Source organism: Vibrio sp. HA2012, assembly GCF_002812955.1.
In the GTDB taxonomy this organism is placed as follows: Bacteria; Pseudomonadota; Gammaproteobacteria; order Enterobacterales; family Vibrionaceae; genus Vibrio.
The window spans coordinates 747,066-773,362 of the sequence record NZ_PFXK01000001.1 but is presented as its reverse complement, the minus strand read 5'-3'; the positions used below and the strand labels follow the sequence as shown (position 1 = coordinate 773,362).

Here is a 26,297-nt window from a genome sequence, read left to right as displayed (position 1 = left end):
GCCGGTTAAAAACTGTGATCAGACTCGTTGTTACCTATGTAAATGTATCTATTCTTTTCTTCCTGCTTCTCATCCGTTTTGGTTTGATATAGTTTACGCCGTGGTCAATTTACCCGTCACTCAGGCATGAATTTATTATTTCGTTATTTGCGGACTGTCTGGCTTTTGCTGATTGCTTCCGGTGCAACGGCACATAATGAGAGCCATTCCTTGTATTATCCTCTGCCGCTTCAGGAGCAGGGGTTGTTTTTTACGGCTAAAGCAATGTTCCCTGCAGAGTCTGGTGGTTTCTGGCTACATGATATCCACGGAAATATCCGCTTTTTTGATGGTAAGCATGTGTTACCTCGTTCTGGTTCTGCTCTGGATAAACCGGTTGATAATGTTGTTTTTGCCGGGCAGATATTCTGGTACGTAGAAAATAACCGACTCTACCGGTGTCCGCCAGCTGGACGCTCAGAAGTGGCTGCTATTTTGGATATTGGTGTTGAACTGACCAATATCGGTTTGGCGGGGGAACGCATCTGGATGACGGATAATAAGCACCTCTATCTTTATCATATTGTAACATCCGTCATGCAGATCCTGCCTTTACAGCAGCTCTCTGCGAGAATGTACGCGAATCTGGAGATCACTGCAGCGGTTCAGGTCAACGATGCTTGGATCCTTGGTACTACGTCTGGTGTTTATATTTACCGTGATAATCATATGCTGCATGCACGCTTATCAGGAAGTAAACATGTTCAAGTGCTGCATTATTCTGAAGCTCGAGGAGAATTACTGGTTGGCGGTCGTCAGGGAGCCGTGTTAATTGATAGTCGTCATCCGGGCAGAATTAAAGCCCGTATCGGGCATTCAGCGGTACAGGCGGTTACTGAATCCGGAGATGGTTACTGGATCGGGACGGAGCTCGGACTTTATTTTTATTCATTTTCCGGACAACAGGCCAGAATGATAGAAACCGGTCACCAGAGCCGGGGGAAATTTATCCGTTCGCTGGTGTATGATCGTCAAGGGGGGCTTTGGATCGCTACCAGCCAGGAAATTTATTACTATTCTCAGGCCAGTGAGTTGTTCAGACGAGCGACTCTGAGTATGGACGGGCATACTATAGGTGACGGCGTAATTAATACCATAGTAACGGATAATGATGGCGTACATTGGATAGCAACCGAACAGGGATTATATTCGTATTATTCCGGAAAGGATCACAAGCCGGTACGTCGCCTGAGTGAGCCAGTGTATGGAGCCGCCCTCTATGATGATGTCCTTTGGCTGGCAGTGGATCATGGGATTGTCGCTTATAACAGGAAATATTATCGCGTACATGTTAATCCCGAGCCGGATATTTTTTCTGCTCATGGCGTCCGGCATGTGACGGTCGATCGGAAAGGTACGTTGTGGTTTGATTCCGACAAGGGAATTATCCGTTACCGAATTGATGAGAACCGAGGCGAAAATCTTGGGTATGAATGGCTGACAAGCCACAGCCCTCAGGCTATTACCCATCTGCATGCGGATACTCAAGGGCGGGTTTTTATTGGTACAGAGCATGGAACCTACCTTTATAGTGATGAGCGCATTCAGTACATCAAGAGTTCTGCTGTGCTGGGACAGAATTTGAGCATGACGGAAACACCGTCTTCGGGTATCTGGTCTGTTTATGGCTATGGCCTGTATCGTTTTACACCATCGCCTCTGCTTATTGGACCAGTGAAACTGAATGAACCCAATATCCGGGTTCTGTGTGTATTAAGCACGGCCAGAGGTGTATGGTCTTCCTCATCAAAAGGGCTGAGTTTTTATGGATACAGTGGCGAGTTGCTTAAACATTTCAGTGCCCCTTTCGGTCTGATGAATAATGAATTTACTCCAGACAGTTGTTCTTATGATCCTATTCAGGATGAGTTGATGTTCGGCAGTCGTTTCGGGCTGGTTTCTGCTAAACAGGGACAACTGCTTGACGCCGAGCTTCCTGATAGCCGGGTTCTTTTTAGTCAGATATTGCTGAATAATCAACCCTATGCGATTGGAGCTGGAACCGGTACTTCTTTAAGTTTTCCCTATGAAAGTCAACTGACATTTATGTTGGGAGTATTGCCTGATTTTGACCAAGGTTATCTGCAGTACCGTCTTTTGGGCACGGGGGCGGTGAACTGGATGCCGTTACAGGGCAATGAACTTGGATTTGGTTATCTGGCTCCGGGGGAGTATAAATTGTATGTCCGGACTGAAGCTCAGGCGACCAGAGGGGAGACGGGAAGCATACTGACATTTAGGGTGCAGAGTCCGTGGTATTTGACATCATGGGCTCTGAGTCTGTTTTCTGTTCTGGCTGTTAGCAGTGTTATGTCGCTGATCTATTGGCGTTCTGTCAGAGTTCTCCGCCTCAACCGTTATTTGCAGGAACTGGTAAGGCTGAAAACTTACCAGCTTGAACAGCAAAGTCAGTCACTTTTGACGGTGAACGATAATTTGAAACAGCAGTTGAGAGCCTGTTCGGGAGTTGGCCGGACAGTCAGTGCAGGGCAACGGACTCATGCTAAAAATGTTTGTACCGAAGAGCAGTGGCTGGAAAAAGTATTCGAATTAATTGAGAACGAGTACATGAATGCTGAGTTTGGTACATCGTTGGCATCGAAGAGCCTGTATGTCTCAGAGCGTAGCCTACAGCGTAAATTTAAGTCTCTGAGTGGAAAGACATTTACAGAACAGTTGAATCAGACTCGACTGGAAAAAGCCTGTGAGCTGCTACTAGCGGGGAGAAAGATCTCTGATGTAGCTTTTGACACGGGTTTTAATGATGCTTCATATTTTAGTCTGAGATTCAAAAATTACTACGGTATTTCCCCATCGACGTTTGTCGAAACCCGTTCTGAATAACCGGAGTGATAGTCGTGTCATATCATTCCGGACTTCATCTGTTTTTCAGTATTTCTGGCTGAAAAATCTGCTTCCATTCCTGTTCATATGCTGGTACAAATGCGTTTAGTGCGTAAAAAAAACCGTACACAACGAAAAATAAAAAAATTCAAACACAATATTGCAACAAGAATACTTGTAAACAAGGAGTCACAATGAAGGCAAGCCGGATTATTGCAACTGCTGCTTTGACAGGAGCAGCGCTATTAGCCTCAACGGGTGTTATAGCAAAAACAGTGACTGTCGCTGTTTCACAGATTGTGGAACATCCTGCACTGGATGCTACCCGCCAGGGGCTACTGGATGGGTTAAAAGCTAAAGGTTATGAAGAAGGTAAAAACCTGAAATTCGAATATCGCACCGCACAGGGAAATCCGGCAATTGGTGTACAGATTGCCCGTCAGTTTGTTGGTGAACGTCCGGATGTTCTGGTTGGTATCGCGACTCCAACCGCTCAGGCTCTGGTGGCTGCAACAAAAGATATTCCGATTGTATTCACTGCAATCACAGATCCGGTTGGCGCGAAGCTGGTTACCAATATGGAAAAACCAGGAGGTAATGTTACTGGCCTGTCAGATCTTTCTCCTGTTGCCCAGCATGTTGAACTGATCAAAGAGCTGCTTCCTGACGTGAAAACCATCGGCGTGGTGTATAACCCGGGTGAAGCAAACTCTGTCAGTCTGATGAAATGGCTGAAAGAGAGTACGGAGAAACAGGGATTGAAACTTGTGGAAGCCACGGCTCTGAAGACATCGGATATTCAGACGGCTACTCAGGTCATTGCAGCTCAGTCGGATGTTATTTATGCCATGATCGATAACACGGTTGCCAGTGCGATTGAAGGCATGGTGGTTTCTGCTAATCAGGCGAAAACGCCGGTATTTGCAGCCACAACTTCTTATATCGATGCTGGTTCTATTGCTGCTCTTGGTTTTGATTATTATCAGATTGGTGTTCAGACGGCTGATTATGTTGCTGATATTCTTGCGGGTAAGGATCCGGGTGAGCTGCCTGTCCGGGTTGCGAAAGGTTCTGATATCGTGATCAACAAAACAGCAGCTGATAAGCTGGGTATTACTATTCCACAGTCCGTATTGGATCGTGCAACCAGTATAAAATAATACATTGATATTATCGGCTGGCGGAGAGGCTGGCCGGTATCTATATAACCGGAAGAACTATCCTGTTTCTGATGCAGAGTCATGCAGCGGTGTGACATGGATGTACTAGTTGAATAGTGAACTGGTTAGTGAATGCAGAAAGAGGAGTTGTTATGTCTGCTTTTGCTTTTTTTGGTGCTCTGGAGATTGGCCTGATTTATGGTTTGGTGGCTCTGGGGGTTTATCTGACTTTCCGGGTCCTGGATTTTCCAGATCTGACGGTTGATGGCAGCTTTCCTATGGGGGCTGCCGTTGCTGCAACGGCGATTGTTGCCGGTGTTAATCCGTGGCTGGCAACAGCGATGGCTATTATTGCCAGTGCGTTGGCCGGCTGGGTTACGGCATTTTTAACTGTAAGATGTGGAATTTTACATCTGCTGGCTTCGATTCTGACCATGATCGCTGCATTTTCTGTCAATATCCGCATTATGGGCAGGCCTAATATGGCCTTGCTGGGGCAGGATACCATTCTGACTCCTTTTGAAGCGATGGGAAATGCAATGTATATCCGGCCACTGGTGGTTGGTATTCTTGTGCTGTTTTCCGCTTGGTTTATTGTTCGTTTGCTCAATAGTGATTTTGGACTGGGTCTGCGAGCCACCGGAGTCAATGCCCGCATGGTGAGAGCTCAGGGAGCAAGCACGGCTTTCTATACCTATTTTTGTCTGGCTCTTTCTAATGGTTTTGTCGGCTTTGCCGGAGCCCTGTTTGCTCAGACAAACAGCTTTGCAGATGTGACCTCCGGTGTGGGAACTATAGTGGTTGGTCTGGCGGCGGTTATCTTAGGCCAGACCCTGATCCCGGGGCGTCGGATCTGGACAGCGATTGTTGCCGTTATTGTCGGGTCAGTACTGTATCGTCTGGCTGTCGCGTTTGCTCTGAGTTCTGGCATGTTTGGTCTGCAGGCCTCTGATCTGAATCTGGTTACTGCGGTTCTGGTTGCTGTTGCTCTTATCGCTCCGAAGCTGAAAGGAAACCTCAATGCAAAAAAGGGTGGTAAGCCTTTGAAGAATCAGGTTGTATCTAAAAAGGGCAAGACAGAGGAACTGGCATGATACATTTAGAAGATATTCAGGTAACGTTTAATCCCGGCACGATTCTGGAAAACCGGGCACTACGCAGTGTTTCTCTGCAAGTTCCCGAACATCAGTTTCTTACTGTTATCGGCTCAAATGGTGCGGGTAAATCCACTTTACTCGGGGCTGTAACGGGTGAAACCCCTATGGTCGGAGGACGGGTTCTGATTGATGATATTGATGTGACACGACAAAGTGTTGATCAACGTGCCTGTCAGTGTGCCCGGGTATTTCAGGATCCTTTGGCCGGAACGTGCGCTGACCTGACTATAGAAGAGAATATGGCTCTTGCCTATATGCGTGGTAAACGTCGCGGCTGGCACCTGTCACTGTCTTCAAAACGTAGAAAACTGTTTCAGGAACGAATTAGCATTCTGGGACTGGGTCTGGAAGATCGCCTCGGAGATAATATCGGGCTACTTTCCGGTGGTCAGCGGCAGGCGGTGAGTCTGGTGATGGCGACTTTGGCTGACAGTAAGCTCTTGCTTCTGGATGAACATACAGCAGCACTGGATCCGAGAATGGCTGCATTTATCATTGATTTAACGAAAAAAGTCGTGAATGAATTTAACCTGACAGTCATGATGGTCACTCACTCTATGAAAGATGCTCTGGCTTGTGGAGACAGAACGGTGATGCTGCATCAGGGTGAAATCGTGCTGGATGTCGCCGGGGAGCAAAGGGCGAAGATGGGGGTTCCGGATCTGCTGGATATGTTTTCTAAAGTTCGTGGTGAAGAGCTGAGCGACGACAGTCTGTTGTTAAACTAAGTGTAAACTACGCCCCCTGCCTCATACTACTTAACGTGATCCCCCTCTGATTCCGAGGGGGATTTCTTATTATGGTCCCTGTTTTATAGTATTTAAACGATTAACCAATGGACAGACACTTATGCAAGAAGATGGTGTTATCAGGGAACCAAGTCCCGTGCCTTTTATTTCACACAGTCAAACTCAGGATGGTCTGAGCCGGGAAGGGGATGTGCTAGTCCTCACTCTGAAGACGGAGTCTTTTTCCTTCGATAAGATTTCTGTTCGCCATGAACCGGATAATGAAGAGTCTCTGATTCCTATGACGATAGCTGGTGATGAAGGTCGTTTGAAACTGTGGACAGCCAGAATTCCTCTAAATGAAGACCGTGCACTGACACATTATGTATTTAAGCTGGTTAAAGGACAGCGTCAGTGGTGGCTGGATGCCAGAGGTGTACAGATGCGTATGCCGGGACGGGAATTTCATTTTAAATATAATGCGCAGCACCAGCCGCCGAAATGGGTATCTGAACAAATTTTCTATCAGATCTTTCCTGACCGTTTCTGTAATGGTAGCCCTGAAATCAGTGTAAAGACCGGGGAATATACGTTATACACCGGGCAGAGAGAAACGCTGGCTAAGGCATGGGGTGAAGCCGTCGGGGGATATCCGGGAAGTGGATCTTCAGAATTCTTTGGTGGTGATCTGGCCGGGATAAGCAGTAAGCTGGATTATCTGCAGGCGCTCGGGGTGACTTCTCTGTATCTGAATCCGATATTTCAGTCTCCGAGCAACCATAAATACGATACAGCGGATTACTTCAGTATTGATCCTCATTTTGGAACGAATGAAGAATTTTCCCGACTCAGTGCGGATATTCATCAGCGGGGAATGAAAATCGTTTTGGATGCGGTAGTAAACCATACATCCGTTGAACATCCCTGGTTTGATATTAATGATACTGGCGGAAAAGGAGCCTACCACCATCCGGATTCATCTTTCCGGGGAGACTACTTTTTTGATGGTAACAGTCAGGAATATATTGGCTGGAAAGGTATTTCCAGTCTTCCGGTGCTTAATTTTAAAAGTGAGCAAGTGCGGGAGCAGATCTACCAGGGAGAGAATGCGGTATTGAGATACTGGCTGAAGCCACCTTACGCAATCGATGGCTGGCGGTTTGATGTTATCCATATGCTTGGGGACGGGAAAGGAGCCAGAAATAATGCAGCTTATGTAAAAGCATTTCGTCAGGCTGTGAAGGAAGAAAACCCTCAGGCCTATGTATTGGGTGAACATTTTTTTGAAGCATCTCAGTGGCTTCAGGGAGAACAGGAAGACGGAGCCATGAATTATTACGGATTTGCTCATCCGGTTCGCGCTTTGTTGGCCGGTCTGGATATTGCTCATGATCCAATCAGCCTTTCACTTCCTGAATTTGCGGATTGGCTGCTGGAATCAAGAGCCAAAATTCCATGGCATAACCAGCTTACCCAGCTTAATCAGCTGGACAGTCATGATACTCACCGTTTTTTCACGCTGTTACAGGGTGATAGAGCCCGTATGCGGATGGCGTCAGTTCTGTTATTTGCCTATGTCGGGACACCATGCCTCTATTATGGTACAGAAGTCGGGCTGGAAGGCGGACATGACCCGGATAACCGACGTTGCTTTCCGTGGGAAAGGGTAGACGATTCCGATTGGTTGCCGTTTTATCGCCAGCTGATAGCTCTCAGAAAGAGCCGCCCCGAACTGCAAAAGGGCAGCTTTGATCTGCTTTTGTGTAGTGATGAAGTACTGGTGTTCGGTCGTAAACTGGGGGAAAAGGTTTCGTTACTGGTAATGAGTTTTTCGGAGCAACAGGCCACAGTCCCGGTATGGAAACTCGGAATAGAGTCTGGTTACCTGGTTTCACAACTGACCCAATGCAGCAATGTCAGTATCAAGCATGGGGAAGCCTGTCTGGTTCTGGCTGCTAACAGCGCAGATATACTGACGCTGTACTAGTCTTTTCCCGGTATCAGGTCAGATTCATCAGCAGCGCTTCACGGTAGCGCTGCAGATGTTCTACAATCGGTGCTGCCTGCTGATAGGTTCGGATATCCCGGAACAGAGATTCAGCCTCACTGTACTCATGACGCAGGTAGGCCAGCCACTGTTTGATCCGGTTAGGGAAGTATTTCCCTTTATCACCTTTTATCTCATGTTGAGAATATCGTACCAGAAGGTGACTGACTTCATGCCATGACATCATAGAGTGGTTGTATTTCACCACATTGCCCAGATTAGGAATATTAAAAGCACCTCGACAGACCATAACGGAGTCAATACCGGTTGTTTTAATACAGTCCTGACCGTCCTGATAATTCCATATTTCCCCGTTAGCAATCAGTGGAACGGAAATTTTTTCCTGTAACCGGCGAATATAGTCCCATTTGATCTCGCTGGCTTTATAGCCATCGGTTTTGGTTCTAGCGTGCACGGTGATCTCGGCTGCTCCGGCCTGAACAATGGCATCCGCTATTTCAAAACAGTCGTCAGGATTATCCCAGCCCAGACGAATCTTAGCACTTACAGGGATAGCTTGTGGCACGGCTTTGCGGCATGCCTTGACGATATCGTGTATCTGTCCCGGATCCTGAAGAAGGAATGCGCCGCCACGATTTTTATTGACCATTCTTGCCGGGCAGCCAAAGTTGAGATCGATCCCTTTTGCTCCCAGTTCGGCAGCACGAAAAGCGTTTTCTGCCATCGAATCCGGCCTATTTCCCAGTAACTGGATATAGACCGGGGTACCATTTCGGGTTTGCGAACCATATTCCAGCTCCGGACAGATCCGGGTGAATACATGGTCAGGCAGTAGGCGGTCACTGACCCGGACGAATTCCGTAACACAGAGATCATAGGCATTGATCTCTGTCAGCATTTCGCGCATCAGGTGATCAAGTACGCCTTCCATCGGGCCCAGAACAACTCGCATTAACAGCAGTACCTTCATTATTGTTTTTCAGGAGGCGAGATTGTAGGAGCTGATGAAAGAAAAGTCATCTTTTGTTTATGTACTTTTCGGCAGGCGGGTCTTTCGCTATACCCGAAGTAACGGTCATCGCCTTCCGAAAACAAATAAATTCTCGTGGAACAAGCTTCTTGAGGTTCGTTGGGTATATAATTCATTTTTTTACTATCAGCCGGACAGTATGAATACGATGAAACTTATCTCCTTACCGGAAGCGTGGCAGGGCGAAACTGCTTATTTTATTGAAGGTGCTGTATTGGCGGCGAATATGGCGGTAAAGCCGCTGGATCCACAGCAGTGGTGTCACCGGATCGGACTTGATGATAAGGATATTCAGACCATACTGGTAGAGCAAATTCATGCTCAGCATGGTCTGTTACTGCGTAGTGAATACTCACTGAACGAACTGGGTTCAGAGGATTTGGCTGATTTAGCTGAAGGGTTTATGAGTATCTGGCCTGTGATAGAAGAGCAGTGGCAGGATGTGGCAGTGACGGATGGTAGTCTCCGAATGTTACAGGCTCTTCTGACAACCTTTATGCTACTTATTAATGAAGAACAGACACAGGAACAGATGCGTGCCGCTGGAGTAGAGCATCTGCCTACTGCGGAGGAGATGTATCCGAATCTGGATTTGATGATTAATGAAGTCGCTATGGCGGCCGATGAGGTTATGCAGGGAGCAAAATCTCAGAGTGTCAATCCGTATAAACATGTCGGTCGTAACGACCCTTGCCCCTGTAAGAGTGGCAAAAAGTACAAGCAATGCTGTGGTAGTTAGATAAAGACTGTTGGTTGTTCCGCCCCACAGAGGGGGGCAGAACAGCTTAGTGATTTTTGTCTGCAGGCACAAACTGGGCAATAACAACCAGCGCCCATACCACCAGATAGGCACTGAAGATATATACCAGCCATTGTGGCATAGAGATATCGAACAGTGACCATACTATCTCGCTGCAATTACCCGGAGCCGAGAATATGGCTGGTAGCCATTGATCCAGCGGTAGCCAAGACGGAAAGTAAAGCGGCTCACAGATGGCAAACAGAGATGTTTGGTAATGTACATGTTCCAGTGCCAGAACCAGTCCCTTATACGCTGCTGCCCCCCATCCCAGGATGCCGATCCAGCGCAGGATACTATTCTGTGGATTTTTTAGTCCAATTAATGCGGCTATACATAACAGCATCATAGAGATACGTTCATAGATACACATGGTACATGGATCCAGCTTCATAATATGCTGGAAAGAGACTGAGCATAGGTTAAAGAAAAGGGTAAAACCAAACAATAGCGACCACGACAGTCTGGAATAAGAGAATGTTTTAAGAAAAGAAAAAAACGTCACGGGTATGTCCTGATTAACGACGACGGCATCTGGCCGGGAGAAATAAAAAAGCTCTGATTACTCAGAGCTCTTAATACTGAATGAGTTCAATGACAGAAGCAATAAATTTTATCAGTGGCCGGTACTGGCGACATGTTTGACAGCTTCTGTTGCAGTATGGTGATTCAGTAACCCGATATCGTATAAAGAGGCAGTCATCGGATCCAGCAGGAAGGTAATGCACAGCAGGCCGACAACAGCCAGTACGATAGTATAAGGGAAAGCCATAATGACCATGCGTCCGTAGGAAAGACGAATAAGCGGTGCCAGTGCAGAGGTTAGCAGGAACAGGAATGCTGCCTGACCGTTTGGTGTCGCAACGGAAGGCAGGTTGGTTCCTGTATTAATAGCCACCGCCAGCAGATCGAACTGATCACGGGTAATAATTCCGTGCATCAGGGCGGTTTTTACTTCATTAATATATACCGTTCCTACAAACACATTGTCTGAGACCATGGAAAGCAGGCCGTTAGCAATATAGAACATGCTCAGCTGTTTGCTGCCTTCCATGTGCAGTACCCATTCGATAATTGGGGCAAACAGGTGCTGATCCACGATTACGGCAACGACTGAGAAGAATACGGCCAGTAATGCAGTAAAAGGCAGAGCCTCTTCAAAGGCTTTACCAACGGAGTGTTCTTCGATGACGCCGGTAAATGCAGTGGCCAGAACAATAACAGAAAGTCCGATAAGCCCGACCGCTGCCATATGGAAAGCCAGACCAAGGATAAGCCAAACAGCAATCGCACCCTGAACCCAAATCTTGGCAGTATCTAGATTGGTACGTTTTAGCTGTTGTTCATTTTCGTAATCCACCAGAATATTGCGTACATGTTCCGGCAATGCCGCACCATAGCCAAAGACTTTGAATTTCTCAACCAGAATACAGGTTAAAATACCGCAGATAAATACAGGTAGGGTAACAGGAACCATCCGTACGATAAACTCGCCAAACTGCCAGCCAGCCTGATCTGCGATAATCAAATTCTGTGGTTCACCTACCATGGTGGTTACACCACCCAGAGCAGTACCGATTCCGGCGTGCATAAGCAGTGAACGCAGAAATGCCCGATAGTCATCTAAGTCCTGACGGGTCAGTTCATTCAGGTGTTCATCTGTGGTGTGGTCATGGGCTCCGGAACTGCCTTTTCCTGAGACAACTCTATGATAAATGGCATAAAAACCTACAGCAACGCTGATGATGACGGCAATAACCGTCAGGGCATCCAAGAATGCGGAAAGAAATGCAGCAGTAAAGCAGAAAGCTACCGACAGGGTTATCTTAGAGCGCACTCCCAGCAGGATCTTGGTAAAAATGAACAGCAATAACTGTTTCATAAAGTAGATACCTGCCACCATAAAGACCAGAAGCAAAATCACTTCCAGATTGGCCTCTAATTCGTGCATAACCTGATCCGGACTGGTCATACCGATAGCAATAGCTTCAATGGTTAGCAGACCTCCTGGCTGGAGAGGATAACATTTCAGAGCCATTGCCAGAGTGAAAATAAACTCAGCAACAAGAACCCATCCTGCGGTGAAAGGATCGAAGGCGAAAATAACAGGATTAATGATGAGAAAAGCGATAATCGCTAACTTATACCAGTCTGGCGCTTTACCAAGGAAATTCCTGATAAACGCGCTTCCGAGAGTAATCGGCATGTCGTTTATACCCTTATGTGTTATTGGTTCAGATTGTCATCATCCGAGTGTCTGAAGCAGACTACAGGCATTCGTTTTACTGACAGGTAAAATCGGCCTGATAAGTTGTTGTTCCCTAAGATACCTTTATGATGTGTCAGGCGAGATGTTCCTTCACGGTAGCCTGGTCAATCCATTAGGTGGAAAACACTCGTTAATGACAAAAATATTAAAATAATTAAATCCTAAAAAACTCCATTTTGTTTATATACTTAGAATCATACGCCTCTCTAAGCAAAATCATCATAGCATGAAAAAACATCGTTTTTACTAATTTATGATGCTGTTAATGAAATATCCCTTTTCGTTCGCGAAATAAAGATTTTTAATTTTTCGGGGATCGAAATTAGGTATGTAATTTGATATGGATCAATATTTTCCTCGGTTCTGTGCGAAACGGAGATAGTGACATTCGTGCACTTAAACTATCCCGAGGTTTTCGGCGCAGTTAACTGGTGGTATGATGAGTCGTTTCTACCTTTGAGAAAATCGGATATTAAACCTAATGGTTATTAAGGCAAAAAGCCCAGCGGGATTCGCTGAAAAATATATTATAGAGAGCATCTGGAACGGCCGGTTTCCACCAGGTTCCATTTTACCCGCTGAACGAGAATTATCGGAGCTTATCGGAGTTACCCGTACTACTTTGCGTGAAGTACTGCAGCGTCTGGCAAGGGACGGCTGGTTGACAATTCAGCACGGTAAGCCGACAAAGGTTAATCAGTTTATGGAAACATCCGGTTTGCATATTCTGGATACACTGATGACTCTGGATGAAGAAAATGCAACCAGTATTGTGGAAGATCTGCTGGCAGCCCGTACTAATATCAGTCCTATCTTTATGCGTTATGCCTTTAAGGTGAATAAAGATGCTTCAGAGCGCACCTTGCAGGCAGTCATTGAGTCCTGTGAGAGTCTGTTAGCTGCAAAAAACTGGGATACCTTTATTGAATCGTCTCCTTTTGCTGAAAAAATCCGCCAGAGTGTCAAAGATGATGGCGAAAAAGATAAAGTAAAAAGGGAAATTGCTCTGATTGCCAAAACATTTAACTTTTACGATTTTATGTTATTCCAGCGTTTGGCTTTCCATTCCGGAAATCAGGTATACGGTCTTATTTTTAACGGGGTTAGAAAGCTTTATGACCGGATTGGCAGTTATTATTTTTCCAATACCGAAGCTCGTGAACTGGCTCTGGGTTTTTACCGTAATTTGCTTGCCTTGTGCCAGAAAGGGGATCGGGACCAACTGCTTCCGTTGATCCGTAGCTATGGTATGGAAAGTGCTCATATCTGGAACCAGATGAAAGAGACACTTCCGAGTAACTTTACTGAAGACGATCATTGACAGCCCATCAGACAGATATAAGCATTTTATAAAAAAAGCCAGAGACTTATGTGTAAGCTTCTGGCTTTTTGCCTGATACGACAACGAATTATATTATTCTTCATACTTATGGTTGCCGGTATTTTCTTCCGGTTCAGATTGCTTTCATGCCGGAATAGCCAACGTTGGTAGTGGAACATAAACATGCTCAGCGACATCGGTCAGTATGTAATCGTAGACATTAAAAATCATCAGTGAAATGTCCGATGACAACTGATACAGAGATTCGCTGGAAAACTGGTCATCTTCACTAATAGCTTCAAGATGTGTACATATTGTCTGAAATGCCGGAGAGGAGACCATGATCGGATTTACCAGAGAGAGTCTGGTTAGCCGGCGATGCAAGGTTTTACTCAAGTATCCGAGACGAGTATTACCGGTGTCATTTTCCATATCCTGTATCGCGATCCTGAATTGTGTCAGTGAGTCCAGGCTGTCAATAATCTGATGCCAGCTTTGATGGTATTCATCGCTGAGTTCCTGACGCTGAGCCTCAAGTACCCAGGTAATCATAATTTCATCGATCAGCAGCAGGCAGTGTCGGATAACTTTTCCGTGACAGATCTGATTCTGGCTGATACTGGCTGTTTGCCAGCCAGTGGTCATTTTATGGATTTTAGTCTGTAAGATCCGGTAAACAGGTTTGTCTGCTAGTGATGCATGGTTCAGAAGCTGCTGCATGGTGTCATTTAACTGGCTGGCAATGATATCTATATTACTGTGATGCCCCTTAACCAGCGCCTCATGTGTTGTGGCTCTGTGCTGGCGGCACAAATGTAGGATCTGGCGCAGATAACTGACGGCAGTGTGTTTACTCTGATAGCTGACTTTCCTTGTTTGTGCACAATAATAAAAAGTAGCAAGGATTGCAGCTGAGAGGAGAAATGAAACGATAATAAACATAACAGGCTCCTTGTTATTGCTTTAGACCTTAATATTTGTCCCGGTAATCATTCGGCATTCCTTGCCGGTGAGTGGTATGGATTACAGGAGATATAGGTACATAAGCAGAATAAGTGCCAGTATTTTATTTATGTATTATCAATAGGTTATTTTATTTAAGGTTAAATATTATGTGTATATTGGTGCAAAATCGCACCAGAATGAAGCAAAAAGGCCGATGGTTGGTACCATCGGCCTGCTGAAGAGAAGCCCCCGTATGCTTACATAATACGCATACCCGGCAGGGCACCGGCATGAGGTTCAAGTATCCACAGGTCTTTCCCCCCAGGACCCGCTGCCAGAACCATACCTTCCGACATACCGAATTTCATTTTTCGTGGTTTCAGGTTGGCGACTATGACTGTGTATTTACCAATCAGATCTTCCGGATTGTAGGCCGACTTAATGCCTGCAAATACCTGACGTGTTTCACCACCGATATCCAGCTGGAATTTCAGAAGCTTATTGGCTTTAGGAACCGATTCACAGGAAATAATTTTTGCGACACGAAGATCCACTTTAGCAAAATCATCGAATTCGATTTCATCTGCAATAGGATCCTTGCTCAGTTCTGTTTCAGAAATCGGTTCTTTAGCTGCCTGTTCTGCTACGGCATCTTCTCTTGAGGCATCGATCATAGCGTCAATGTTCTTTGTATCAATTCGATTGAACAGTGTCTTGAACTTACTGACCTCGTGGCTGATCAGTGGTGCTGAGGCACTTTCCCAGGTCAGTTCTTCATTTAGGAAAGCTTCGGTACGCGCTGCCAGTGCTGGCATGACGGGCTTAAGATAAACCATCAATGTACGGAACAGGTTTAGCCCCATAGAGCAGATATCCTGTAATTCCTGATCCTTACTGTCTTCTTTAGCAATAACCCATGGGGCTTTTTCGTCCACATACTGGTTTGCCTTGTCAGCTAATGCTGTGATTTCACGGATAGCCCGGCCATATTCACGTGCTTCGTAGTAGTCAGCGATTTTAATCGCGGCTGCGGAAAATTCTGCATACAGATCCGGTTCTGCAATATTTTCTGACAGCTTTCCAGCAAAGCGTTTGCTAATAAAGCCAGCATTACGTGATGCAAGGTTAACGATTTTATTCACCACATCGGCATTTACCCGTTGCGTGAAATCTTCAAGGTTCAGATCCAGATCATCAATACGGCTATTGAGTTTGGCGGCGTAATAATAGCGCAGACACTCAGGATCCAGATGGTCAAGATAAGTACTGGCTTTGATGAAAGTTCCTTTTGACTTTGACATCTTCGCCCCGTTGACCGTGACATAGCCATGCACAAATACATTGTTTGGTTTGCGGAAGCCGGAACCTTCGAGCATTGCTGGCCAGAACAGACTGTGGAAGTAAACGATATCTTTACCGATGAAGTGGTACAATTCTGCAGAGCTGTTTTTGTCCCAGTATTCATTGAAATCTAAGTCGTTACGCTTGCTGCACAGATTTTTAAATGAACCCATGTAGCCGATTGGCGCATCCAGCCATACATAGAAGAATTTTCCGGTTTCTCCCGGAATTTCAAAACCAAAGTACGGGGCGTCGCGGGAGATATCCCATTGCTGCAGACCGGATTCAAACCATTCCTGCATTTTATTGGCTGTTTCTGTTTGAAGAGAACCGGATCGGGTCCACTCTTTCAGCATGCTCTCAAACTGAGGCAGATCGAAGAAGAAGTGCTCAGAATCTTTCATCACAGGTGTCGCACCCGATACCGCAGATTTCGGGTCAATCAGATCGGTCGGACTGTAAGTTTCACCGCAGTTATCACAGTTATCACCGTATTGATCCGGCGATTTACACTTGGGACAGGTACCTTTTACGAAACGATCCGGCAGGAACATCTCTTTTTCCGGATCGAACAGCTGAGAAATTGTCCGGCTGGAGATAAAACCGTTTTCTTTCAGACGGGTATAAATAAGAGAAGCCAGTTCACGGTTTTCTTCACTGTGAGTGCTGTGATAATTATCGAAGCTGATATCAAAGCCAGCGAAATCTTTTTGATGTTCTTCACTGACGGCAGCGATCATTTCTTCCGGTGACATCCCCATCTGTTGAGCTTTCAGCATAATAGGTGTGCCGTGTGCATCGTCGGCACAGATGAAGTTTACAACATTGCCACGCAGGCGTTGGTAACGGACCCAGATATCTGCCTGAATGTGCTCAAGCATATGACCCAGATGGATCGAACCGTTAGCATACGGAAGGGCGCAAGTTACCAGCAGTTTCCTTGGAGTAAGGTTTCTTGGATCGTTTGCCATACTTTATATTCGCTTTTTGCTAAGAACTAATAAAAACAAGGCGTCAATAGTACCTTAACTGCTCTTATACTCCAAGACGACAATCTGTATTCCTTAATGTTTTTAGGGTTTAGTCTGTTGAACATGGGTGGTAGGATGAGGACATTCTGATAAGCGGAAATCCGCCATAAATCAATGTTATTCTCATAATAATAAGGAAAATACCCAATGACCGTGTTTGATAATCGGGAATCTGTCTGCCAATGGCTGAATCAGTTCCGGAACCCCTTACTCATCGAAGAGTGGAGTTATTCTGCTGGCATCGTTAAGTTACTGAGAAACGGTACCATTAAAGTTGAACTGCCATTTGCATCATCATCACTGGCCACGGAATTACAGGCCTGGGTTAACAGACAAGACACCGGCAGTACCGACATTACTATCAGCACAAATGTACGAGCGTTGGAAACTGAAGTGGCTTCGGAGCTGAGTCAGGTAAAAAACATCATTGCTGTGACTTCAGGTAAAGGTGGTGTGGGCAAATCAACCACGGCAGTTAACCTGGCTCTGGCATTAAACGCTCAGGGAGCGAAGGTCGGATTACTGGACGCTGATATCTATGGCCCATCGGTTCCTGTTATGCTTGGAAAAACCGACAGTTCGCCGGATGTCAAAGGTGATCGGCATATGTTGCCGATAGAAGCCTATGGCCTGTACACCAATTCCATCGGTTATTTGGTGGATAAATCAGAAGCGGCTATCTGGCGGGGACCGATGGCATCGAAGGCGCTCGGTCAGCTTCTTGGAGAAACGGCCTGGCCTGATCTGGATTATCTGGTTATCGACATGCCACCGGGGACGGGGGATGTACAGCTTACTCTTGCTCAGCAGATCCCGGTCACAGGTGCTTTGATTGTGACTACCCCGCAAGATCTTGCATTGGCTGATGTGCGCAAGGGAATTGCTATGTTTGAAAAAGTAAAGGTTCCTGTTCTGGGCATTATTGAAAATATGAGTTATCACATTTGCAGTCACTGTGGTGAAAAAGAACATATTTTTGGGACAAACGGTGCGGAAAAGATGGCCAGAGAATTTGGGACATCGCTGCTGGCACAATTACCTTTGCATATCAGCATGCGGGAAGATATTGATGCAGGCCGGCCAACGGTGGTTGCGCGTCCGGAGAGTGAGCATGCGCAGCTCTATCTTGCTCTGGCGGAGCGTATTGCCAGCAAACTTTACTGGTCGGGAAAGGTAAAACCGGAAACTATTCCGCTTGCTTCGTTGTCGTAAGTGACAAGGTTATGGCATTTGCCTGTTAAAAGGGCACGGTAAAACTGGCAACTGTGCTCTGAACCCCTTATAATCTCGCGGTTTATTTTACTACTACCAAGTGCAATATCATGTCTGAAAACAACAAGTGCGTCATTATAGGGATTGCTGGCGCTTCTGCTTCAGGAAAGAGTTTAATCGCAACTACGATTTATAACGAATTGAAAGCGAAAGTCGGTGATCATCAGATTGGGGTTATCACTGAAGATTCCTACTACAAAGACCAGAGTCACCTGAGTATGGATGAGCGGGTAAAAACCAATTACGATCATCCGAATGCACTTGATCATGATTTATTGTGTCAGCATCTGGAACAGCTGAGCCGGGGAAATACGGTTGATGTTCCGGAATACAGTTATGTAGAACATACGCGGACAGACAATAGTACGACAATGACAGCTAAAAAAGTCATTATTCTTGAGGGGATCCTGTTATTGACGGATCCTCGGCTGCGTGAGTTGATGCATGCTACTATTTTTATGGACACACCTTTAGATATCTGCTTGTTGCGCCGGGTTAAACGTGACGTTGAAGAGCGCGGACGTACGCTGGATTCGGTATTGAAACAGTATAAAAAAACCGTGCGGCCAATGTTTATGCAGTTTATTGAACCGTCGAAGCAATATGCGGATATTATTGTTCCCCGCGGTGGAAAAAACCGTATTGCTATTGATGTGCTAAAAGCTCATATTGCCAAGTTACTGAGATCATGATGATTTCTGTTTGCCATTTAGAATTAAGAGAGAAACACTGTGAGATTATGTGATAAGGATATTAAAAAGGCATTAGCGTCCGGACGTATCGCTATTTCCCCGGAACCGGCTGAGTCGGCGATCAGTGGCCTGACTGTTGATGTGCGGCTGGGGGATAAATTTCGGGTATTTAATGACCATAGTGCACCTTATATTGACCTGTCTGGCCCGAAAAGTGAGGTCTCTGCCCAATTAGACAAAGTAATGAGTGACGAAATTCTGGTAGGTGAAGATGAATCATTTTATCTGCACCCGGGGCAACTTGCTCTGGCGGTTACCCATGAATCGGTCACTTTGCCTGCGGATATCGTAGGCTGGCTGGACGGACGTTCTTCTTTGGCTCGGTTGGGATTGATGGTGCATGTTACCGCGCATCGTATTGATCCGGGCTGGTCGGGAAAAATTGTGCTGGAGTTCTATAATTCAGGCAGACTGCCTTTGGCACTGAAACCTATGATGCCTATCGGGGCACTGAGTTTTGAAGTCTTGTCTGGAGAGGCTGAGAAACCGTATAACAAACGGGACAATGCCAAATATAAAAATCAGCAGGGTGCGGTGGCAAGCCGGATTAATGAAGACTGACCGTAAACAATTGAATAAATAATGTGAAAAGATGGCACAGACAGGCCATCTTTTTCGTTTAGTAACTTTGATGGAAAGTAACAGGGAAGAGACAAATGAAAAAAGTGTTTCTCATTCTGGGAGCGATGATCCTGACTGTCATTGTGGCGGTTTCGGCAGTGTTACTGCTTATCGATCCCAACCAGTTTAAACCAGTCATCGTGGATCAGACCAAGCAGCAGACGGGACTGGACTTGGTTATCGATGGTGATTTGAAATGGAGTATATTTCCTTCTATCGGCCTCTCTCTGGGCAAAACAGAACTGAAGAATCCTCAGGGCTTCAGCCATGAAAACCTGCTTAAAATAGACCATATAGGGGTTGATGTATCTCTGCTTCCCTTGCTCAGCAAGGAATTGATTATCGGTGATCTGGTGATGGACGGAGCAGAAATCCGGTTGGAAACTCTGAAAGACGGGCGCAGTAATCTGGATTCACTGAAGGGTAAACAGACGGAAACCGTGACAGATACTGCTGCCGTTGCCATTCAGACAGAAGAGGTTCAAACCGGAGACTTAGTTGCGGAACAGCCCGCTATCCGGAAATGGAAAGTTAGTCTGGCGGGAGTCTCCATTACAGATGCTCTACTGGATATCAGTAATGCACAGACGGGAAGTCATACCCGGCTTTATGATGTGGGCTTGTCAGTTTCTGAATTCCAGTTTAACCAGCCGACTCTGGTTACGTTTACTGCTCAGGGTAATACAGCTGATACCAGTATCAGTCTGCAAGGCAGCGGAGATCTTGTCGTTGATAACATGCTGACCCATGCGGCTGTAAATAATCTGGTTCTGACGTCGATAGCTACAGGAGATGCATTACCACAGTCTCCGATGGTGCTGGATATAGCTTCGTCACTGACATTTGATACATCAGCACAGCGTCTGACTGTTATTCTGGATAAATTGTCTCTGAACCAACTTACTCTGGATGGCAAAACGGATGTGATTATTCAGGATATCCCTGAGATCCGTTTTTCACTGCATAGCTCTGACATTGATGCAGATGCGTTTCTGGGGGCGGGCCAACCGTCTGCAGCGCCGGCGATAGCGTCTGCTTCTCCGGTAACTGCCAGAACCAATGCTTCTTCTCTGACAACGGTTTCTACACAGCAGGAGCAAGAGCCGGATTTGAGCGTGTTGCAGGTTCTGGATATTCAGGGTGATATTCAGCTTGATAAGCTTAAGGCCGGAAATGCCCGGATGCAGGATGTCGCACTGCAGATCAGTATCAATCGGGGGATTGCTGAACTGAGTTCATTGACGGCTGAGCTGTATGCCGGCAGCATACAGGCAAAAGCACGTCTTGATGCTCGTCAGGTACCGGTACATTATACTCTGACTCAGCAGGCTCAGGGCATCCAGATCCTGCCCCTATTGACTGATGTGTCCGGTAATAAGCTGCTGGAAGGCACTGGTAATATCGAGGCACAGATTAAAGGAACAGGTCTGACCCCAGCCGCTATTAAGCAGAATCTGACGGGAACGGTAGAAGTGAATTTGGCTGATGGAGCAGTGAATGGCGTAAATATTGCTCGTCTGATCCGAACCAGTTATGCGCAGTTGAAAGGGCAGAAAGCTGAAGAAACCGGGGAGCAGCAGAAAACGGATTTTACGGCATTGACTGCGACGATTCAGTTGAATAAAGGCATTGCCAGAACCAGTGATTTAAGCATGCAGTCTCCACTGCTGCGTATCAATGGAGCCGGAGAAGCGGACTATATTGCACAGACGACGGATTTTCTGGTAAAGACCTCATTGGTAGGAACTCTGGAAGGTCAGGGCGGAAAAGAGCTGGATGAGCTAAAAAATGTAACCATTCCGCTGCGTATCAAGGGGGCATGGGCATCGCCTAAGTTCAGTATTCAATTGGCGGAAGTACTAAAGGACCAGGAAGTTCAGCGCCTGAAGCAAAAGGCGGAGAAAGAAGCTGAGAAGGGACTGAAAAAATTGTTCGGTGATAAGGTCAAAGAGGGGCAGGCGAAAGAGTTAACGGACAAATTATTTAATCAGCTATTTAAATAATAACACATTATTCTCCGGGAAGAGTCAGAGGTTTTACTGTCCCCGGAGAGTGTAAATAAATCTGTGCAGACACTGGCGGTCTGAAGACTCCTGAGTCGGTTAATAATCAATGCCTTTCATTGCTTTTACTCCAGATTCAAATGCATGCTTGATATTACGCACTTCAGAGACGGTATCGGCGAGTTCGATCAGGGTACGGTGTGCCGCTCGCCCGGTGATCACCACGGATTGCATAAACGGACGGTTTTGCAGTGCGAGCAGTACCTCTTCCAGTTCAATGTATCCGTAAGTAATCATGTAGGTCAGTTCATCCAGAAGAATAACGTCAACAGACGGATCCTGAAGCATGCGTTTGCATTCGTGCCAGACCTTTTGTGCCGCCAGAGTATCGGCTTCTTTATCCTGTGTTTCCCAGGTAAAACCTGTGGCCATCACCTGAAATTCTACACCCAGTTTTTCCAGAAGATTTTTTTCGCCGTTATCCCAGGTTCCTTTAATAAACTGAGCGACTGCACAATTAAGGCCGTGTCCCACAGCCCGGGTAATCGTGCCAAATCCTGAGGTTGATTTTCCCTTACCGTTACCGGTTATGACCAGCAGAAGTCCTTTTTCCTCCTGAGCGGCTTCAATACGGGCATCTACGGCCTGTTTGAGTTTTTCCTGCCGGGTCTGATACCGGTCTTTTTTATTACTCTGAGATGGCATACTGTTTCCTTTTTTACTGCATCTGTTAAAACCTGCTGCAGAAAACTATACTTATAGTAGAGAAAAGTCACAAATTTATCTGTTCCTGGCGGGAATGGAGTAGCCTGAATGCTGTAGGTTAAGATGATGAACATTAGAGAGAAACCCAGAATTCTGATCGTCTGTATGGGTAACATTTGCCGTTCACCTACCGGGGAGGCTGTGCTTCGCGCAACAGCGCAACGGATGAACATAGATATAGAAGTAGACTCTGCGGGTACTATCAGTTATCACGAGGGAGATACACCGGATTACAGGGCCCGTACCGCAGGGGAAAAAAGAGGTTATTCTTTTGAAGGTATGCGCGCTCGTCAGATAACGGTAGATGATTTCCACTATTTTGACCATATTCTGGTTGCTGACAGGGATAATCTTACCGAGTTGCTGGCAATTTGCCCGGTAGAATTTACCCATAAGCTGTCACTTTTTCTGAGCCATGCCGATCTGGAATATGATGAAATTCCGGATCCTTATTACGGAGGGGATAAGGGATTTGAACTGGTTCTCGACCTGATTGAAGCTGGGTGTGAAGAGCTTCTGAAAACATTGCAGGGTCGTCAGAAGTAATCTGAGGCTATTTAGGTATATAGCCTCAGTAGTTTGTGCATCTTATTTAAGATTAACCCAGTACATCGGTTGCAACTTTATAGCTTGGGTCATCTTTCACATTAATCTCCACCAGACTTCCGGCCTTAACCAGAAGTGCCCGGCAATCTGGACTTAAATGACGCAGATGCAGGGTTTTGCCCAGCGCAGAGTAGCGTTCTGCCAGTGTTTCAATGGCTTCAATCGCTGAATGATCCGCGACACGGGAAAAGGCGAAATCGACAATCACGGTATCAGGGTCTCCATAGGCGTTAAACAGTTCCAGAAAATTTGCTGCTGAACCGAAGAAAACTGGACCATTGATCCTGTATTCTTTAGATCCGTCCGGATGGATCTGGCTGGAGGCATAAATATGTTTTGCATGCTGCCATGCAAACATCAGTGCAGAAGTAATTACTCCGACAGCAACTGCAATCGCAAGGTCAGTCAGTACAGTTACAACAGTAACCAGAATAATCACAAAGAAGTCTTGTTTCGGTACCCGGCGAGCCAGTCTGAATGTTGCCCATTCAAACGTACCAATCACAACCATAAACATAACACCGACCAAAGCTGCCAGCGGGATCATTTCGATCAAAGAAGAAGCAAAGAGAATAAAGAACAGCAGAGCAGTTGCTGCAACAATACCTGACAAGCGTCCACGTCCGCCGGAGTTTACGTTTATCATCGATTGCCCAATCATGGCACAGCCACCCATAGCACCGAATACGGAACAGGTCACGTTTGCCAGACCCTGGCCAATACATTCCCGGTTACTTTTACCCCGGGTATTAGTCATTTCATCCAGTACGGTTAATGTTAGCAGCGACTCGATAAGCCCAATAGCTGCCAGAATAACGGCGTAAGGGACGATAACCATTAGTGTTTCCAGGTTAAACGGCACTGCAGGGAAAGCAAATGAAGGCAGAGAACCTGCCAGCGTTGCTGCCGGATCACCGGACATGGTTCGCAGGAAGTCAACGACAGTCCGGGTCTCCAGTCCAAGTAGCTGAACCACTAGTGTGATAGACACAATGGCAGCAAGGGAAGACGGAATGGCTGTGGTTACTTTAGGCAAAAAGTGAATAATCAGCATGGTTATCAGTACCAGCCCCAGCATCAGTATCATCTGATCAGCCGGCAGCCAGCTTAGAACTCCGCTAAGATTTGGCGCTTTAAACTGACCAAGCTGAGCCAGAAAGATCACAATCGCCAGGCCGTTTACAAAGCCAATCATTACCGGATGTGGCACCATTCGGATAAATTTACCCAAGCGACATATACCTGCTGTGATCTGCAGTAGGCCTGCTAGCATCATAGTGGCAAACAGATATTGTATACCGTGACTTGCGACCAGAGACACCATTACGACAGCCATTGCCCCCGTGGCTCCGGAGATCATACCGGGGCGGCCACCGAACACTGACGTTATCAAACCGACGATGAAAGCCGCATATAAGCCGACTATAGGGTCAACTCCGGCAACAAACGCAAAGGCCACTGCTTCGGGAACCAGAGCGAGAGCAACGGTCAGACCGGACAGTACATCATTTTTCACTGAATGCTGAGAAAGCTTTGGAAATTCAAACATGGTGACTCTTTTTATTTAACTCTGAATAAGCAGAGTATATGGACAGATATCAATCATCTTGCGTATCCATAAAGCTAAAAAGTGTAGAATAAACCGTCAGCCGCTTTACAGAACCTGTGTGATCGAACGTACTATGAGCCGGCGGATGCTACAGAAATGCGTGACTAAGTTCAAGGTTTAAACGGTTACCGACTGGTATACAGTTATTCTCTACTCAGAATGACCGGGTAGGATGCCGACGGATGAGGCATGACCAGCACGTTCCAGTGGTATACCTTCTGGATCGTATGTTCAGTGAGTACTTCCCATGGTGTTCCGTCTGCAACAATCGTCCCCTGATGCATAATCAGGATCCGGTCGGCGTACTGAGCAGCAAGGTTCAGGTCATGGATTACGGCAATCACAGAAGCGCCTTTTCGGGTGAATTTTTTGGCCAGTTGCAGGGTACTATGCTGATGGGACAGATCCAGTGCTGATGTAGGCTCATCCAGTAACAGAATAGTATTATCACCGCTCTGTTCCAACTGAGTCAGTACACGGGCCAGATGTACCCGCTGTTTTTCACCGCCGGACAGGCTCGGATAGAGGCGTTCGGCCAGATGCAGAACATCCGTTTGATGCATGGCTTTTTCAGCAATCGCCCCAATCATTGACTGGCTGGCATCTAATGGTAAAGCTCCCAGTTCAACCACTTCTCTCGTGGTGAAATTAAATGTCAATGAACTGCTTTGAGGCAGTACTGCCATGTGTTTAGCCAGCTCAGTGGTTTCCCATTCTGAAGCCGCTTTTCCAAAGTAGCGGATGGAGCCTTCAGAAGGCCACTCCCGGGTAATGGCTTTAAATAAGCTACTTTTTCCGGCCCCGTTAGGGCCCAGAAGAATAGTCAGTTCACCGGTATTGAACGCGACTGTCATCGCATGCAAGATTGTGTGTTTCCCCAGTGATAGATTCAGGTTATGCACACGGATACTTTCCATTGTCATCTACATTTTTCCTTTTTGCAGGAGCAGCAACCAGATAAAGAAAGGTGCACCGAACAGGGCGGTGATAATACCTACCGGCATATCCAAAGGAGCGACCAGAGTTCTGGCCAGAATATCTGCGATTAGCAGTATCAGTGCGCCTGTCAGCATAGACAAGGGGAGCAGAGATTTATGGTTCGGACCGGACAGCATTCGACACAAATGGGGGACGATCAGACCAATAAAACCGATGATCCCGGCTAATGATACAGTAATACCGACCCCGGCAGCCGCCAGCACGATCAGACGCTTCTTCAGAGGCTGCAGCGGTATACCCATATGACGAGCTTCAGGTTCTCCAAGTAATAATACATTCAGCTTATCGGCATCACGATAAAACAGTATGAACAGGAAAGTCAGACAGGCGAATGCCAGTGTAATCCCCCCCCAACTGTTTCCGGAAAGAGACCCCAGAGTCCAGAGAGAAAGATCCCGCAGTGCCTGATCATCGGCATAATAGTTCATCAGCCCAAGTCCTGCACCGGATAGAGCACTAATTGCAATACCTGCCAGCAGCATTGTCGTGACAGATGTTCCGCTTCGGTTTGTTCCTATCTGATAAACCAGCAATGTAGAGAGAGTCCCTCCCAGAAAGGAAAATACAGGTACGGTTCCAAATAGCAGCAGGGCTGGAAACTCAGACAGAAGAGATCCGAACAGAACAATAGCAACCGCAGCCCCTAATGCGGCTCCGGCTGATACTCCTATCGTACCCGGTTCGGCAAGGGGGTTACGGAATAGCCCCTGCATCACTGTTCCGCACAGAGCAAGTATTCCGCCGACAGCAACTGCCAGTAATGATCTTGGTAGTCGAACTTGTTGAATAATCAGCACAATGTGAGAGGGTTGATCAGTTTGTGCATATAGCCAATCGGGAATAACGGCAAGAAAACTGTCTGTTACGGAGATCGCCATTGGTCCGACAGTGACAGATAGCAGAATTGTCAGGCAGAGGGCAACCAGAGTAATCGGGATAAGGAAGCGGACAGACAGTCGTCCGTTAGTTCTGATTTTCATTATCTTATGTCATGTTAC

At 46.4% G+C, this 26,297-nt stretch carries 21 protein-coding genes; 12 read left to right on the top strand and 9 right to left on the bottom strand.

What is annotated here, in order from left to right; translation table 11 throughout:
- The first annotated feature begins 126 nt into the window (after positions 1–126).
- The 5 genes from CSW98_RS03455 (at position 127) to malZ (ending at position 7,915) form a co-directional block, all read left to right on the top strand.
- Positions 127–2,883 carry a ligand-binding sensor domain-containing protein gene (locus CSW98_RS03455; protein WP_100799037.1) on the top strand — a complete coding sequence of 919 codons (2,757 nt, stop codon included), beginning with the start codon at positions 127–129 and terminating at the stop codon, positions 2,881–2,883.
- 194 nt (positions 2,884–3,077) lie between these two features.
- The gene (locus CSW98_RS03450; RefSeq protein WP_100799036.1) at positions 3,078–4,043 is read left to right on the top strand and encodes an ABC transporter substrate-binding protein; all 966 of its coding nucleotides are present in this window, start codon (positions 3,078–3,080) and stop codon (positions 4,041–4,043) included.
- A 152-nt stretch (positions 4,044–4,195) separates the two neighbouring features.
- Complete coding sequence (locus CSW98_RS03445) at positions 4,196–5,137, top strand: ABC transporter permease (protein WP_100799035.1); 942 nt, start codon at positions 4,196–4,198, stop codon at positions 5,135–5,137.
- On the top strand, positions 5,134–5,928 hold the full coding sequence (locus CSW98_RS03440) for an ABC transporter ATP-binding protein (RefSeq protein WP_100799034.1): 795 nt from the start codon (positions 5,134–5,136) through the stop codon (positions 5,926–5,928). The genes CSW98_RS03445 and CSW98_RS03440 overlap by 4 nt, the downstream gene beginning before the upstream one ends.
- Before the next feature lie 121 nt (positions 5,929–6,049).
- Positions 6,050–7,915: a maltodextrin glucosidase gene (gene malZ, locus CSW98_RS03435; protein ID WP_100799033.1), complete on the top strand. Its 1,866-nt coding sequence runs from the start codon at positions 6,050–6,052 to the stop codon at positions 7,913–7,915.
- Between the two features lie 13 nt (positions 7,916–7,928).
- On the opposite strand, the gene dusC is transcribed toward malZ, so the two are convergent.
- Positions 7,929–8,888 carry a tRNA dihydrouridine(16) synthase DusC gene (gene dusC, locus CSW98_RS03430; protein ID WP_100799158.1) on the bottom strand — a complete coding sequence of 320 codons (960 nt, stop codon included), beginning with the start codon at positions 8,886–8,888 and terminating at the stop codon, positions 7,929–7,931.
- A 217-nt stretch (positions 8,889–9,105) separates the two neighbouring features.
- Between dusC and CSW98_RS03425 the strand changes: the two genes are divergently transcribed.
- Positions 9,106–9,705, top strand: coding sequence for a YecA family protein (locus tag CSW98_RS03425; RefSeq protein ID WP_443083647.1), 600 nt, complete (start codon positions 9,106–9,108; stop codon positions 9,703–9,705).
- A 46-nt stretch (positions 9,706–9,751) separates the two neighbouring features.
- Here the strand turns inward: CSW98_RS03425 and dsbB are convergent, their stop codons facing one another.
- Both dsbB and nhaB read right to left on the bottom strand, forming a co-directional pair.
- On the bottom strand, positions 9,752–10,270 hold the full coding sequence (gene dsbB / locus CSW98_RS03420) for a disulfide bond formation protein DsbB (protein WP_100799032.1): 519 nt from the start codon (positions 10,268–10,270) through the stop codon (positions 9,752–9,754).
- 111 nt (positions 10,271–10,381) lie between these two features.
- Positions 10,382–11,971, bottom strand: a complete 1,590-nt coding sequence (gene nhaB, locus CSW98_RS03415; protein ID WP_100799031.1) for a Na(+)/H(+) antiporter NhaB — start codon at positions 11,969–11,971, stop codon at positions 10,382–10,384.
- Positions 11,972–12,515: 544 nt separating this feature from the next.
- Here nhaB and fadR point away from each other — a divergent pair.
- Positions 12,516–13,355 (top strand): fatty acid metabolism transcriptional regulator FadR, encoded by an 840-nt coding sequence (fadR, locus tag CSW98_RS03410; protein ID WP_100799030.1) that lies wholly within the window; start codon positions 12,516–12,518, stop codon positions 13,353–13,355.
- 144 nt (positions 13,356–13,499) lie between these two features.
- On the opposite strand, the gene CSW98_RS03405 is transcribed toward fadR, so the two are convergent.
- Positions 13,500–14,297, bottom strand: a complete 798-nt coding sequence (locus tag CSW98_RS03405) for a hypothetical protein (RefSeq protein ID WP_100799029.1) — start codon at positions 14,295–14,297, stop codon at positions 13,500–13,502.
- A gap of 260 nt (positions 14,298–14,557) precedes the next feature.
- Positions 14,558–16,612 carry a methionine--tRNA ligase gene (gene metG / locus CSW98_RS03400; protein ID WP_100799028.1) on the bottom strand — a complete coding sequence of 685 codons (2,055 nt, stop codon included), beginning with the start codon at positions 16,610–16,612 and terminating at the stop codon, positions 14,558–14,560.
- 207 nt (positions 16,613–16,819) lie between these two features.
- On the opposite strand from metG, the gene apbC reads away from it, so the two are divergent.
- From apbC to CSW98_RS03380, 4 genes are all read left to right on the top strand, one after another.
- Entirely contained in the window at positions 16,820–17,884 is a 1,065-nt protein-coding gene (gene apbC, locus CSW98_RS03395) for an iron-sulfur cluster carrier protein ApbC (protein ID WP_100799027.1), read from the top strand.
- Positions 17,885–17,994: 110 nt separating this feature from the next.
- Positions 17,995–18,636, top strand: coding sequence for a uridine kinase (gene udk, locus CSW98_RS03390; RefSeq protein ID WP_100799026.1), 642 nt, complete (start codon positions 17,995–17,997; stop codon positions 18,634–18,636).
- Between the two features lie 39 nt (positions 18,637–18,675).
- Positions 18,676–19,257, top strand: a complete 582-nt coding sequence (gene dcd, locus CSW98_RS03385; RefSeq protein WP_100799025.1) for a dCTP deaminase — start codon at positions 18,676–18,678, stop codon at positions 19,255–19,257.
- 95 nt (positions 19,258–19,352) lie between these two features.
- Positions 19,353–21,320 (top strand): AsmA family protein, encoded by a 1,968-nt coding sequence (locus CSW98_RS03380; RefSeq protein ID WP_100799024.1) that lies wholly within the window; start codon positions 19,353–19,355, stop codon positions 21,318–21,320.
- A gap of 99 nt (positions 21,321–21,419) precedes the next feature.
- On the opposite strand, the gene cobO is transcribed toward CSW98_RS03380, so the two are convergent.
- On the bottom strand, positions 21,420–22,025 hold the full coding sequence (gene cobO, locus CSW98_RS03375; protein ID WP_100799023.1) for a cob(I)yrinic acid a,c-diamide adenosyltransferase: 606 nt from the start codon (positions 22,023–22,025) through the stop codon (positions 21,420–21,422).
- A gap of 126 nt (positions 22,026–22,151) precedes the next feature.
- Here cobO and CSW98_RS03370 point away from each other — a divergent pair, with 126 nt between their 5' ends.
- Positions 22,152–22,631: a low molecular weight protein-tyrosine-phosphatase gene (locus tag CSW98_RS03370; protein ID WP_100799022.1), complete on the top strand. Its 480-nt coding sequence runs from the start codon at positions 22,152–22,154 to the stop codon at positions 22,629–22,631.
- 52 nt (positions 22,632–22,683) lie between these two features.
- On the opposite strand, the gene CSW98_RS03365 is transcribed toward CSW98_RS03370, so the two are convergent.
- From CSW98_RS03365 to CSW98_RS03355, 3 genes are all read right to left on the bottom strand, one after another.
- Entirely contained in the window at positions 22,684–24,240 is a 1,557-nt protein-coding gene (locus CSW98_RS03365) for a SulP family inorganic anion transporter (protein WP_100799021.1), read from the bottom strand.
- 203 nt (positions 24,241–24,443) lie between these two features.
- On the bottom strand, positions 24,444–25,223 hold the full coding sequence (locus CSW98_RS03360) for a heme ABC transporter ATP-binding protein (protein WP_100799020.1): 780 nt from the start codon (positions 25,221–25,223) through the stop codon (positions 24,444–24,446).
- On the bottom strand, positions 25,224–26,279 hold the full coding sequence (locus CSW98_RS03355; RefSeq protein WP_100799019.1) for a FecCD family ABC transporter permease: 1,056 nt from the start codon (positions 26,277–26,279) through the stop codon (positions 25,224–25,226). It abuts the gene before it with no gap.
- Between the last annotated feature and the right edge of the window lie 18 nt (positions 26,280–26,297).

Excerpts from the sequence above, each read along its gene's own strand:
- CSW98_RS03370 (WP_100799022.1), top strand. The coding sequence starts at position 22,152 with ATGAACATTAGAGAGAAACCCAGAATTCTGATCGTCTGTATGGGTAAC.
- udk (WP_100799026.1), top strand. The coding sequence starts at position 17,995 with ATGTCTGAAAACAACAAGTGCGTCATTATAGGGATTGCTGGCGCTTCT.
- malZ (WP_100799033.1), top strand. The coding sequence starts at position 6,050 with ATGCAAGAAGATGGTGTTATCAGGGAACCAAGTCCCGTGCCTTTTATT.
- cobO (WP_100799023.1), bottom strand. The coding sequence starts at position 22,025 with ATGCCATCTCAGAGTAATAAAAAAGACCGGTATCAGACCCGGCAGGAA.
- CSW98_RS03355 (WP_100799019.1), bottom strand. The coding sequence starts at position 26,279 with ATGAAAATCAGAACTAACGGACGACTGTCTGTCCGCTTCCTTATCCCG.
- CSW98_RS03360 (WP_100799020.1), bottom strand. The coding sequence starts at position 25,223 with ATGACAATGGAAAGTATCCGTGTGCATAACCTGAATCTATCACTGGGG.
- CSW98_RS03380 (WP_100799024.1), top strand. The coding sequence starts at position 19,353 with ATGAAAAAAGTGTTTCTCATTCTGGGAGCGATGATCCTGACTGTCATT.
- CSW98_RS03405 (WP_100799029.1), bottom strand. The coding sequence starts at position 14,297 with ATGTTTATTATCGTTTCATTTCTCCTCTCAGCTGCAATCCTTGCTACT.
- CSW98_RS03450 (WP_100799036.1), top strand. The coding sequence starts at position 3,078 with ATGAAGGCAAGCCGGATTATTGCAACTGCTGCTTTGACAGGAGCAGCG.
- CSW98_RS03440 (WP_100799034.1), top strand. The coding sequence starts at position 5,134 with ATGATACATTTAGAAGATATTCAGGTAACGTTTAATCCCGGCACGATT.
- nhaB (WP_100799031.1), bottom strand. The coding sequence starts at position 11,971 with ATGCCGATTACTCTCGGAAGCGCGTTTATCAGGAATTTCCTTGGTAAA.
- metG (WP_100799028.1), bottom strand. The coding sequence starts at position 16,612 with ATGGCAAACGATCCAAGAAACCTTACTCCAAGGAAACTGCTGGTAACT.
- dusC (WP_100799158.1), bottom strand. The coding sequence starts at position 8,888 with ATGCGAGTTGTTCTGGGCCCGATGGAAGGCGTACTTGATCACCTGATG.
- CSW98_RS03425 (WP_443083647.1), top strand. The coding sequence starts at position 9,106 with ATGAATACGATGAAACTTATCTCCTTACCGGAAGCGTGGCAGGGCGAA.
- fadR (WP_100799030.1), top strand. The coding sequence starts at position 12,516 with ATGGTTATTAAGGCAAAAAGCCCAGCGGGATTCGCTGAAAAATATATT.
- CSW98_RS03445 (WP_100799035.1), top strand. The coding sequence starts at position 4,196 with ATGTCTGCTTTTGCTTTTTTTGGTGCTCTGGAGATTGGCCTGATTTAT.
- CSW98_RS03365 (WP_100799021.1), bottom strand. The coding sequence starts at position 24,240 with ATGTTTGAATTTCCAAAGCTTTCTCAGCATTCAGTGAAAAATGATGTA.
- CSW98_RS03455 (WP_100799037.1), top strand. The coding sequence starts at position 127 with ATGAATTTATTATTTCGTTATTTGCGGACTGTCTGGCTTTTGCTGATT.
- apbC (WP_100799027.1), top strand. The coding sequence starts at position 16,820 with ATGACCGTGTTTGATAATCGGGAATCTGTCTGCCAATGGCTGAATCAG.